The organism is Magnetococcus marinus MC-1 (assembly GCF_000014865.1).
Taxonomy (GTDB): Bacteria; Pseudomonadota; Magnetococcia; order Magnetococcales; family Magnetococcaceae; genus Magnetococcus; species Magnetococcus marinus.
In genome coordinates this window covers 97,878-110,093 of record NC_008576.1, presented here as the reverse complement: position 1 = coordinate 110,093, position 12,216 = coordinate 97,878, and the positions used below count along the sequence as shown (strand labels likewise).

Annotated in this window: 11 protein-coding genes; 8 read left to right on the top strand and 3 right to left on the bottom strand. The window is 56.5% G+C overall.

Annotated elements, in window-relative coordinates; all coding sequences use genetic code 11:
- Positions 1-38 precede the first annotated feature (38 nt).
- Positions 39-644, bottom strand: a complete 606-nt coding sequence (locus tag MMC1_RS00540) for an NUDIX domain-containing protein (protein ID WP_011711807.1) — start codon at positions 642-644, stop codon at positions 39-41.
- Between MMC1_RS00540 and pyrR the strand changes: the two genes are divergently transcribed.
- The 7 genes from pyrR (at position 643) to MMC1_RS00505 (ending at position 7,416) form a co-directional block, all read left to right on the top strand.
- On the top strand, positions 643-1,263 hold the full coding sequence (gene pyrR / locus MMC1_RS00535) for a bifunctional pyr operon transcriptional regulator/uracil phosphoribosyltransferase PyrR (RefSeq protein ID WP_081436370.1): 621 nt from the start codon (positions 643-645) through the stop codon (positions 1,261-1,263). The two genes, MMC1_RS00540 and pyrR, sit on opposite strands and share 2 nt — an antisense overlap.
- Before the next feature lie 49 nt (positions 1,264-1,312).
- The gene (locus MMC1_RS00530; protein ID WP_011711805.1) at positions 1,313-2,302 is read left to right on the top strand and encodes an aspartate carbamoyltransferase catalytic subunit; all 990 of its coding nucleotides are present in this window, start codon (positions 1,313-1,315) and stop codon (positions 2,300-2,302) included.
- The gene (locus MMC1_RS00525) at positions 2,299-3,585 is read left to right on the top strand and encodes a dihydroorotase (protein ID WP_011711804.1); all 1,287 of its coding nucleotides are present in this window, start codon (positions 2,299-2,301) and stop codon (positions 3,583-3,585) included. The genes MMC1_RS00530 and MMC1_RS00525 overlap by 4 nt, the downstream gene beginning before the upstream one ends.
- 168 nt (positions 3,586-3,753) lie before the next feature.
- The gene (locus tag MMC1_RS00520; RefSeq protein WP_011711803.1) at positions 3,754-5,559 is read left to right on the top strand and encodes a DUF1538 domain-containing protein; all 1,806 of its coding nucleotides are present in this window, start codon (positions 3,754-3,756) and stop codon (positions 5,557-5,559) included.
- A complete protein-coding gene (locus tag MMC1_RS00515; RefSeq protein ID WP_011711802.1) occupies positions 5,556-5,921 on the top strand; it encodes a P-II family nitrogen regulator in 366 nt (121 codons plus the stop codon). Before MMC1_RS00520 ends, MMC1_RS00515 begins: the two co-directional genes overlap by 4 nt.
- Positions 5,922-5,933: 12 nt before the next feature.
- Complete coding sequence (locus MMC1_RS00510; protein WP_011711801.1) at positions 5,934-6,290, top strand: hypothetical protein; 357 nt, start codon at positions 5,934-5,936, stop codon at positions 6,288-6,290.
- Between the two features lie 202 nt (positions 6,291-6,492).
- Entirely contained in the window at positions 6,493-7,416 is a 924-nt protein-coding gene (locus tag MMC1_RS00505) for a dihydroorotate dehydrogenase electron transfer subunit (protein WP_011711800.1), read from the top strand.
- A gap of 108 nt (positions 7,417-7,524) precedes the next feature.
- Here MMC1_RS00505 and MMC1_RS00500 read toward each other — a convergent pair whose 3' ends face one another.
- Together MMC1_RS00500 and MMC1_RS00495 are read right to left on the bottom strand one after the other, a co-directional pair.
- Complete coding sequence (locus MMC1_RS00500; RefSeq protein WP_011711799.1) at positions 7,525-8,487, bottom strand: sigma-54 interaction domain-containing protein; 963 nt, start codon at positions 8,485-8,487, stop codon at positions 7,525-7,527.
- 956 nt (positions 8,488-9,443) lie between these two features.
- Positions 9,444-10,325: an MBL fold metallo-hydrolase gene (locus tag MMC1_RS00495; protein ID WP_227665287.1), complete on the bottom strand. Its 882-nt coding sequence runs from the start codon at positions 10,323-10,325 to the stop codon at positions 9,444-9,446.
- A 285-nt stretch (positions 10,326-10,610) separates the two neighbouring features.
- Here MMC1_RS00495 and MMC1_RS00490 point away from each other — a divergent pair, with 285 nt between their 5' ends.
- A complete protein-coding gene (locus MMC1_RS00490) occupies positions 10,611-12,212 on the top strand; it encodes a PilZ domain-containing protein (RefSeq protein ID WP_011711796.1) in 1,602 nt (533 codons plus the stop codon).
- Positions 12,213-12,216: the final 4 nt, after the last annotated feature.

Sequence of the window (12,216 nt, the reverse complement as noted above, 5' to 3'; positions counted from 1 at the left end):
CTGAGCCAGGCACAGCTTGCGAGGGAGGCTCTCCCCACTTATTCATGCAGTGCCGCAGCCTCGGCACGGATACGCGCCCGGTTCAAGGTCAACCACTGTAGCGCCAAAATAGGCGGACCCCCATCCATACGGCCATCGGCCACCATGGCTAGCGCCTCGTCATAGGTGACACGCAAGGTCTGGATATCCTCTTGCTCATGCTCCAACCCACCCCCCAATGCGACAGGATGCTCGGCATCAATGATCGTTAAAAAGAGGTGAATGCGCTCGCTGACAAACCCAGGATTGACCAAAAAGGTCATCACCGGCTCTACGCTGATGGCTTGGTAGCCGGTCTCTTCCAGCAGCTCCCGGCGGGCAGTCTGCATGGGGTCGCTCTCTTGGTCGCACAGACCGGCGGGAAACTCCAACGCCCAGCCTCGGCTGGAGTCCTCCATATAGGCACCGATGCGAAATTGGCGGACCAAAATCAGCTCATCCCGCCGCGGATCATAGGGGATCATCACCGCCGCAGGGGGACGCTTGACACACTCCAAGGGGTGGGGGCCACTGCGCCCGCCGTCGCTACGCTGGTAGTCCACAACCGCGCGTACCACCTTTAAAAAGCCGCTGCTCAGAGGCTCCAATGTAAGCAGTTTGACCATGGCATTTTTACCCCTTCTGCATCCCGCATTTTTATTGCAATGGAACATCCTCTGCGCCACAATACGGCCCATGAACGCCATCCTTGAAAATACACTTATGACACCGGATCAAATTCACCAGGCCATCACGGAGCTGGCGGAGACTATCCTCCCATCCATCAGCGATCCAACGCAATGGTGCGTGGTGGGTATTCGCCGGGGCGGCGCTGTGATTGCACAGCAGCTGCGCGACTCGCTGAGCGCAAGCTTGCAGGTTAAGCTGCCCATCGGTTTTCTGGATATTACTTTCTATCGGGATGACCTAAGCACCATTGGCCCCCACCCCACCGTGGGCGCTACCGATCTGGGGCTGCTGGATGTGGAGCATGCACGGGTGATTTTGGTCGATGATATTCTCTACTCCGGTCGCACCGTGCGGGCTGGATTGGACGCGCTGTTTGCCTTTGGTCGCCCAGAGTTGGTTAAGTTAGCCGTGTTGGTGGATCGTGGACACCGTCAATTGCCCATTCAACCCGACTTTTGTGCCAGACAGGTCCCCACCGAGCTGCATGATAACTTGAAAGTGGTCACCCATGCAGATCAGCGCCTGAGCTTGGTCCATACACGCGCCTTACCATGAAAAACCCAAGGGCAGGTTTGCCCTACCTATGCATATTTAAGGAGTGACGATGGACCCGGAACAGAACGCCTGGACCCGCCGCCATATGCTTGGCATGGATGGTTTGGCCCGTCACGAAATCGGTGCCATTTTGGATTCTGCCCAGGCTTTTCGCGATGTCAATTATCGTGAGATCAAAAAGGTCCCCACCCTGCGTGGCAAGACCGTGATCAATCTCTTTTACGAAAACTCCACCCGCACCCGTACCTCTTTTGAACTGGCCGGTAAACGCATGAGCGCCGATGTGATCAACATCTCCGCTTCCAGTAGCTCCGCCGCCAAAGGGGAGACCCTGCTCGATACCGTGGCCACCCTACAGGCCATGCGTCCCGATGTGGTGGTGCTGCGTCATGGGGATTCTGGTGCCCCCCACTTTTTGGCCCGCCATCTGGATGCCGGTATCATCAACGCCGGTGATGGTCAGCACGAGCACCCCACCCAATCACTGCTGGATCTGCTCACCATTCAAGACCACCTGGAAGAGATGGGCAAAAGCAGCTTTGAAGGGATGAACGTTGCCATCTGTGGCGATGTCCTACATAGCCGGGTGGCCCGCTCCAACGCCTTTGCCTTGCGCACCCTGGGTGCCAATGTGCGTTTTGTTGGCCCCCCAACCCTTATGCCCTCTGAAGCGACCAAGGTGTTTGGCGTTACGGTCCACCATAATATGGAAGAGGGGCTGCGGGGGGTGGATGTGATCATTATGCTGCGTCTGCAACTGGAACGCATGACCTCGGCCTATCTGCCCAGTGTACGCGAATATTTCGCTTATTGGGGCCTGACCCGTGGTCGCTTGGAGCTCACCCAGCCCCACGCCCTGGTGATGCATCCTGGCCCCATCAACCGGGGTGTGGAGATTGCCTCGGATGTGGCGGACAATCCCAACCGTTCGGTTATTTTGGAGCAGGTTGCCAACGGTTTGGCGGTGCGTATGGCGGTGCTTTACCATCTTTGCACCGGTGCCGCCCGTAACTCAGCGCAGCTAGGAGAGTCGCTATGATGCGCACGGAATCCCTGTTTATCCGTGGGGCTCGGGTGGTGGATCCGGCCAACGAGCGGGATGAGATCGCCGATATTCTCATCGTGGATGGGGTGATTCGTGAAATCGGCAAGCTGGATGCCCCGGCCCACGTGCCGGTCATTGAGGCCGATGGTCTGATCGCCGCCCCGGGTCTGGTGGATATGCATGTTCACCTGCGGGAGCCCGGCTATGAGTATAAGGAGACCATTGCCGGCGGCACCCGTGCCGCAGCGGCGGGCGGCGTGACCTCGGTGGCTGCCATGCCCAACACCAAACCGGTCAATGATGATCCCAGTGTCACCGGTTATATGCTGGATAAAGCACGGGTCGCGGGTTTTGCCAACCTGTTCCCCATTGGGGCGGTCTCCAAGGGGTTGCAGGGTAAAGAGATTACCGAGATGGGCCTGCTACAGGCGGCGGGTTGTGTGGCCTTTTCCGATGACGGCCTGCCCATTATGAACAGCGGTTTGATGCGCCGTGCCCTCGACTACTCCCGCGCCTTTGGTGGCTTGATCATCCAACATGCCGAGGATAGCGGTCTGGTGGGGTGTGGCTGCATGAATGAGGGGGAGGTTGCCACCCGCTTGGGACTATCGGGCATCTGCAACGCGGCAGAGGATATTTTGGTGGAGCGGGATATCCGCTTGGTGGAGCTGACCGGTGGCCGCTACCATGTGGCGCACATCTCCAGCGCCGGTGCGGTAGCCTCGGTGGCTAAAGCGCGGGAGAAGGGTCTGCGGGTCAGTTGTGAGGCCGCGCCCCACCATTTGGTGTTGAACGATACCCATGTAGGCAACTACGATACCAATGCCAAAATGGCCCCACCCCTGCGTAACCAGCGAGATGTCAATGCCATCCAAGAGGCGTTGGCGCGTGGGGTTATCAGCGTCATTGCCACCGACCACGCCCCCCATGAGGAAGATAGCAAGCGGGTCCCCTTCTGCCAAGCCGCCAATGGCGTGGTGGGGTTGGAGACCCTCTTGCCCATCACCCTGGAGTTGGTGGAAGCTGGGGTGCTACCCTTGGCTAAAGCTCTGGCGGCTATTAGCTGCAACCCTGCCCGCCTGCTGGGCATGCCGCGCGGCACATTGAGCCTGAACGCCGTGGGCGATGTGGTGCTGTTCGACCCCCAGCAAAGCTGGACGGTGGATGCACTGGCGCTGCATGGCAGCAGCAAAAATACCGCATTTGCAGGTCGCCAAGTTAAAGGACGGGTTAAATATACGATCCTAGCTGGCCGAATTGTCCATCAAGAGGCTTGACCCATCGGATCATCCCAGACATAGTGTCTGGGATGTCTTTTTATCGTACATCTCTCTATAAAAACGTTACCTGCGCACGTCACTTGTGGATTTTTTGGGGGTCTACCGCCTGCAAATACCCCTTGGACGTGTATTTTAAGTATAACCCCAGCCAAACGGATCGCCACCATGGGGCAAAACTATCGGTACGGTGACTACCAGCGCGAAGCGACGATTGAACGTAATGAGATCAGTTACAACAATCTGACCCCCAAGCTGGAACGTGATGAACAGGGTCACTATAAACCCTACTCTCCTCCACCTGTGAAGCTCCGCTCTGTGGATGTCTTCAAACTGCTCAAGCCTTACATATCCGTACGTTTTATGGATCAGCTCAAGGCTGTGGTCCCCTTGGCCATCTATCTGGCCTTGTTTCAATTTTTTGTGCTGCGCCAATTGGTACAAGACTCCTTCTCCATCACGGCGGGCCTCTTTGCGGTTTGTCTTGGTCTGATGTTTTTTATGGAGGGGCTAAAATTGGGCTTGATGCCCTTTGGTGAGGTGATCGGTAATACCCTGCCGAAAAAATCCCCCTTGCCGGTGGTGCTGCTCATCGCCTTTTTGCTGGGGATTGGCGTAACCTTTGCCGAACCGGCCATCGGCGCGTTGAAACAGGCGGGACAGATTGTTTCGGTAGAACGGGCCCCCTATCTCTACACCCTGCTCAATGACTGGTCCGGCGTATTGGTGCTGGTGGTGGGTGGAGGCGTGGGCTTGGCCGCCATTTTGGGAACCTTGCGTTTTCTCTATGGCTGGAGCTTGAAACCCATGGTCTATCTCTCCTTGGCACCAGCCTTGGCACTGACCATGTACGCCTCTGGCAACCCTGAATTAACCAAAATTTTAGGTCTGGCGTGGGACTGCGGTGCCGTAACCACCGGTCCGGTGACGGTGCCACTGGTGCTCTCGCTGGGGATTGGCATCGCGGCGGCGGCGGGTAAAGGGGATTCGGGGTTGTCGGGCTTCGGCATTGTGACCTTGGCCTCCATCTTTCCCATTATCGGTGTGTTGATTCTTTCCCTGGTGGTGGCCAATACCGTTACCCCCGAAGAGATTATTGCAGCGGCTAAGATAGCCTCTGCGGCGGCTCCTGTGGGTCCAGCCCCCTGGTATGAAAGCTCCCCTGGGGTTGAGGTTATCCTGGGTATCCGGGCCATTTTACCGCTGGTGCTGTTCCTCTATCTGGTGCTGCGTTATCTGCTCAAGGAGCAGGTTAAAAATGCCGGTGAAATCACCTATGGCATCACCTTAACCATCGTGGGCATGTGCGTATTTAACCTGGGTCTGACCTATGGTCTGTCGGCGCTGGGCGAGCAGTCTGGTTCGCTGGTACCCGCCTCCTTCATTGAGATTAAGATTGCGGCAGCAGGCATGTATACAGCCTATGGCCCTATCTATAGCGCCATTGTGGGCATGATCCTCTCCTTGGGTTTTGCCTGGGTACTGGGCTTTGGCGCGACCTTGGCCGAGCCCGCCCTGAACGCCCTTGGCGCAACCGTGGAAAACCTGACCAATGGTGTCTTTAAAAAACAGACCCTGATGATTGCGGTCTCAATTGGGGTCGCCTTTGGTCTGGCCATTGGTCTGGCTAAGTTAATCTTTGAACTCCCTTTGCAGTGGTTGTTGATCCCTAGTTATGCCCTGGGTATCATCCTGACCTACTTCTCGACCGAAGAGTTTGTCAACGTCGCTTGGGACAGCGCGGGCGTGACAACAGGTCCCATTACGGTACCTCTGGTGCTGGCGATGGGTCTGGGCTTTGGTAATGCCGTTGATGCGCTGGAAGGCTTTGGGATTCTCTCTATGGCCTCCATCTGTCCCATTCTCTCTGTGTTGATAACAGGTCTGTGGGTGCGCTATCGCGCGAAAACCCAGGCCAAAGCAGCCACCCATGCGGGTAGTGCATCTCCTGATAAAGAGGTCCAAACGATATGAGCGAACGTAATATTACCTATCTTACTGACGTCTCTCTCATCACCTGCATCGTACAACGTGGCTTGGGCGATGTGATCGTCAAAGCGGCCCGCGAAGCCGGTGCCCAGGGTGCAACCGTCTACTACGCCAAGGGTAGTGGTGTGCGGGAGCGTCTGGGTGCTCTGGGGGTAGCGGTCGAGGTGGAAAAAGAGGTGGTCAACCTGGTGGTCTCTAAGGAGCAGCAGGATTTGGTCTTTAACAGTGCCTATCTGGCGGGCAATCTGGACACCCCCGGTATGGGGTTCATGTATGTTACCCCCCTGGAGAAGGCCGCTACCTATATTCCCCACGAGGTTATTCAACGCCTGCAACAGGCCAGCTAAGGGGGTGCCAGCATGTCGGAAACTCAGCTGGTAGAAAACAAGTTGATCACCGCTTATCTCCCGGATGATGGCAGTGATAAAGAGGTACTTAAAGCGCTACATGGCAAGGGCATTTACACCGCCAACTCGGTGGGTTTGCGCGGTATTTCCATGTTGCGCCCAGCCAAGGGCAAAGCGGGACGTCTGCCGGAGTCTGAAGCCGTTAAAATGGTCACGGTCATGGTGGCGGGTGAAGAGGCCGACGAGATGTTTGAGTTTATCTTTGACAAGGGCCATGTGGGGCGTCAAGGGGGGGGGTTTATGTTTGTCAGCACCCTGAGTGCGGCGACCCTCTTTACCCTGCCTGAGGATGTGCAAGCCGAACATTAAGCTGGCAGAGTGGTTACATTGAGAAGGGGTGGACTCTATGGGTCCACCCTTTTTTATGGCTCTCTCGCCGGACACAAGTTCACTTCTTGTTCGCACTGGCGGACGGATGCCGATAGAATAAGCACCTTAGGCTCTATGGATATAACCGTGGCCTTGGTATGCCCTTAAAGCCCTAACATGGATCTTTTTGTGAGGTTGTTTAATGTCCCAAGCCATGCGTCCCAAACTTTGTCGTGAAACTGCACAGGTGGTGTTTAACCGGGCGCTGCCGGGGGATCAATATGTGATTCGCCTGCGGGCCCCTGGATTGGCGCAAGGTTGCCGTCCTGGTCATTTTGCCCAGGTGGATTGTGGTCCCACCACCACCTTGCCCCGCCCTCTCTCTATTTTGGATGCAGATGCGGCAGCGGGTACGGTGGATATTTTCTACAAGGTGGTGGGGCGCGGTACAGAGCTCATGGCCCAGTGGCAGGCGGGTGCAGAGGTGACGTTAATGGGGCCAGTTGGCCGTACCTTTACCCTGATTGATGCGCCTAAACGGGCGGTGTTGATTGGGGGGGGCGTGGGGGCCGCGCCGGTGGATTTTTTGGCCCGTACGCTGGCGGGACGTGGGGTTGAGTGTACTCTATTTTTGGGTATGGAGAGTGAGAGCCCCTTTGTTTTGGAGCAAGCTAAGCAGCCGCTACCGGGTGTTGAGAGGTCGATTATTCTGGCACTAGCACCCCTGCAAGGGGCAGGGGTGCGCAGCCGCATGGCGGCATTGACGCCGCGTCAGGGTTGGTTTACGGGCTATGTCACGGATCTGGCGGCGGCCTATTTAGCGGCATTAACGGACCAACAACGGGAGGAAACCGTTCTGTATACCTGTGGTCCGACCCCCATGATGGCGGCGGCCAATAGGGTCGCCAAACGGTTTGCTCTCTCGGGTCAGGCTTCCATGGAAGAGCATATGGCGTGTGGTTTTGGGGGATGTGCCGGCTGTGTGGCCCCCATTCGGGTCGGTGGGGCGTTGGGTTGGAACTATCGCCGGGTTTGTGTGGATGGGCCGGTCTTTGATTTGGATGAGATTGCGTGGGAGCAGATGGGTTATGCGCCTGCTCCGGTGCAGGCTTGTGGCTGTCCCTGAGCGGTCTTAACGGGGGGCTATCTCTGAGGGGGGGGGTGGATACCTCCCCCGCAATGCATCCATGCATGTGGCCAAACGGGGTTGATGCGGATGTAACCTGTTGGGGCTTTAGTCGAGGGTATGTTTTTTTAGGCGATAGAGCAGGGTATCGCGGGTTAAGCCCAACAGGCGTGCGGCCTTGGATTTATTACCTGTCGCGCGTTCCAGCGCCTGCTTGATGAGGCCACGCTCCACGGCGGTTAGGTCCACCCCTTGTGAGGGCAGGTCGAAGGGGGATCCGGAGGCGACCTCGGGCACCGTACCCCGCAGCTCGACGGGCAGTGCGGGCAGGTCAACCTCTTCGCCGCCGTGATAGATGACCATACGCGTACAAAAATTGAGCAGTTCGCGGATATTCCCGGGCCAGCGGTGGTTTTGGATTTGCTGGAGCGCTTTACTGGTAAAGCGTGGCGGTTTACGTTCAAAGCGGGCTGCGGCTTCCAGTAAAAAGTGATCCATGAGCAGGGGAATATCGCGGGGACGGTCCCTTAGGGGGGGCAGGGTTAAGGGTGCGATATTGAGGCGGTAGAAGAGATCTTCACGAAACAGACCCTCGCGCACCCGCTGTGCGAGGTCCACATTGGTGGCGGCGACGATACGGATATCCACCCGCACAGGTTGCGCTTGTCCGACCACTTGGCATTCACTATTTTCAAGCAGACGTAGGAGTTTTGCCTGTAGTGGCAGGCTTAATTCACCCACTTCGTCGAGAAACAGTGTCCCACCGGAGGAGGCGCGAACGCGCCCTTGGTGGGCATCGGTTGCGCCGGTGAAGGCGCCGCGCACGTGGCCAAACAGTTCTGATTCGGCGAGGTTATCTTGCAGGGCGGCGCAGTTAACGGGAACCCAGGGACCTTTATTTCGGCGACTTTCTGCGTGCACCAGGTGTCCGATGCGCTCTTTGCCGGTACCGCTTTCGCCGGTTATGAGCACGGTTACATTGGTTTGGGCCACGAGGGTAGCGGCACGCATGACAGATTCCATCTCCGGGGTACGGGTTAGAATCTCCTGTTTGGGGTCGTGAGGGGTCATGGGTTTACGTCATTTCCGTTTGGGCATAGGAATGGGACTGTGGGGCTATTTTCCCTGACCTGGGTTCTTGAAACAATGTTTTTTCAAGTGTTAAGCTGTGTGGTATCCCTTATTGAGTGGGTGATATGGCGATATCTTATTTTTTGTGTTGATTGTAACTAACCGATATATAAAGCGTATTGACATGGCATTAAGGTTGCCATAGTGGGTTTTAGCCTACTTATTTCTGTGTTATTGGGGATAGGTCGTGATGGGGGCGGTGTGGGTACCCACGACGGTTTGTTCTATTAAACCTGTGAAAACCCAAGGCTCACACCGTTTCCGGCCCGCAGGGGGAGATTTTCCTCTGCGGGTTTTACTTTTGATCTTTTGGGCTCGCCCTTCGCTAAGGGAGCTAAGCGGCCTCTTTTTGCCGCTTAGCAACCAGCGAGCCACCCTTTTAATCCCCTATTGGGGCTCCCTTGCGTCTTTTTCCAAGGAAGCCCCAATAGGGGATGCCAAATGCCCCTGCGGGGTTTCGGTCCGGGCTGTGGTTGGAAAATGGAGAGGTTCACCCCCCAGCCACTCTGTGTCCAAGCGCGGTTTCCACCCCAGCCATTTAGGGCCCAACCGCCCGCCACGCTGGCGCGTGACATCGCTACCCTACGCCCCGTACCGCACTCCTACAAAACCCGTGCTCTCTTAAAAAAACCCTGCGCCCTTGTCCAACCGGTACGGGGCTAAAAAAGATCAACCGATTAAAAAAATCAACCGATCTCAGGGCTTCGCCCCGAACCCCACTGGGCGCCGCCCAGACCCGCTGGGTGGGCAAGCAGAGCTTCCCCCCAGACCCCCCAATCCCTTTTAATAATGAAACGCCCTGGATCTATACATTCAGGATCACTCGAATATCCCCTCTGCCACATCGGCCCGTACACCGTTTGCCCACCAACCCCCGTGCGCCAAATGACACAGCCTCAAAACTCCGACGCCTCCACCTGCTGAAACGCCGCACTAATATGACGCCCCACCATCTCATCAAAATCAACCCAATCGTGATAAACCGACAAAGCCTCCACCACGCGCGGCTTCATCGCATGAGGCGTATCTAGGGTACCCTCATCATACAAAACCTTAACCGTGTCATACAGCGTCCGTAAATAGGTGCGATAAACCGCAATAAGCCCAACCCCCCCCGTCGCACCATGCCCAGGAACCACAACCTCCACCGGCCTCTCCAACGCCCGATCACACGCCGCAATACCACCCTTAAATGTACCATCATCCAACCGACCAAACCGCTCGGAGGTCACATTGTCCCCCGTAAACAATAACCTCTGGCTCGGTAAATAGATCATCATGTCCGTGCCACTGTGCGCCTTGGGCGGTGCCAAAATCTCCATGCGCACACCACCAAGCGTTAAAACCGTATCATCCCCCACCGGAACCGTCGGTATCACCGCCTGTGTGCCCTGCGTAAACCCCTCCGTCGCCTTAACCATATACTCTAACCAACGCTCCGCCTGACTGCCCAACGCCTCCTCAATCATAGCCGGATGCGCCAATATCTGTACCCCAGCATACCCCTCCACAATGCCATGATTACCCAACCAATGATCCCCATGCACATGCGTATTCAATACATGCGTAACCGGCTTCTCCGTCACCGTGCGAATCTGCTCCACCACCATCCGCCCCGCCTGCACACTCGAACCCGGATCAATAACCACAACCCCCGTCTGCGTAATAATAAAAGCAGGATTGTTCATAAAACCCTGGTTCGCTACCGATGGCACCCCCAACGGACCATGCATCACATAAACCCCATCCGCCACCTGTACCGGCGGATACGCACGCACCTTCTCCCCTGCATGCAAAGGTAACATAATGAAATATAACAAACAAAATATCAATCGCCCACGCATATCGCTCTCACACCCAAGAAAAGTTGTGAACCCTCCAGAAAAACCCACATCCCACACATAAACACTTTACCCCCCTATGTGCCCCATGCCTATCCGGTAAAAGCCTGACAGAGACAATAAACCCCCGCTAAGACCAATAGGATCTATGGCACATCCTGTGCTAACCTTACATTCGGGTTATAATCATCGGTTAAGTCATCTTTTGGAGCCCTGCCCACCATGAACCAGCGTAACCATTTCCGCCTTCACGACCCCTCAATCCCCACCTACGTGCGGCGCCTGATCCCCTCGAAACGGGCCACCACCCTCAAACGCGGAGAGGGCGGCGCCCTGGAAGGCAAATGGCAAAAAGTCACCCTGTGGGACCTAAGCGCCGGTGGATACTCCTTCGTCTTTCCCGAAGAGAGCCTGCGCCCCGGTGATAAAATGGAAGTGCGTATCGCCATCGCCCAGGTGGAAGAAGTCCCCCCCATGCAGATGCGCTCCATGATCGTCGGCGGACGCAACCACGATAAATTTGGGGCCTACCGCTACTTCTGCAAATTTGACAGCATGCGCCCCAACGAAGCAGAAACCCTGGCCCGCCATATCCAAAACCGCCAGCGCCTGCAACTCATGGAGGAGAGCCAGAAAAACTGGGAAGAGGATGCCGAATGGGAAGCCCAAGCCAACGCCTGGGACGAACAAGCCCTAACTCCCGAAGGAACCGACGATCAACAGACCGACGAAAACGCAAAACCCAAAAAAAAACGCGCCTTCCGCTTTGGCCAAGCCCTGCCCACCGTAGCCATGGAAAAAACAGAGGATGCCCCCGCACAACCACCGCCCAAAAAAGATCGTGCCTTCGACCGGGTTGATGAAGTGATCCCCTTCGTCTGGCGTAAAATCACCCCAGCAGAGTATGCCGAGGCCGAAACCCTGTTCCAAGCCGGTCAACCGCTGCCTCAAGCCTTCAAAAGCGGCTACCAGCCCATCAATGTAGACCCGCTCAAACGCTGCTGGGCCGTTATTCAAGTCCAAAGTCCCGGTGCCGCCATGAATCTACAAAAACTGTGGCAACGCATCGATAGCCTCTGCGCCCAAGTCTCCGCCAATAAAAAGGTCAACCTGTTTGTGCCCCTGCGCGACCAACTGGTGAAAACCACCAACCTGTTGGTCAACCATAACATGGTCAGCGCCGCCCAAACCGAAACCCTGGATCGCATCGAAACCATCTTGGCCGATGTGGTCTCTGACCATGGCCGCGCCACCGCCGAAAGCCGTAAACAGCGCCGCGAACTGGTTAAACGGGTGCGTGACGATGTACGCAACCTAAAACGCAGCGGTACCAGCCAATCCGATGGTATTCCCGAGCTGTTTGAACGCCTGACCGATGTGATCGACAAAATCAATATCTTCGGTTACGACCACGTGTTTGGCCACGCCCCCCAAGATCTCAACCTCAGCGGCGGCGGCATCGCCTTTGTCGAAGAGGCCAGCAAAAGCGCCAGTCAAAGCCTGCTCAAACGCTCCGATAAAGAAGAGGGGGGCAGCGAAATAGTCTCCCTCAAACGTGGAGATTGCGTGGTGGTACGGGTGGGACTGCACGCCGATCCCTGGCGTTGGGTATTCGCCTACGGCAAAATTGTCATGGTCAAATCCCTCTCCCGCCGCGCCAGCGCCCAAATGGATAAAGATGGCGGCATCCTGCCCCCCCGTCGGGTGGCCGTGGAGTTTACCCTCATCGGTAAAGAGGATGTCCAAGCCCTGATCGCCGCCACCCACAGCAAACAGCTCGATGAACGCCGCAAGGCCTACGCCGAGGATGACCAAATTTACTAAGCCA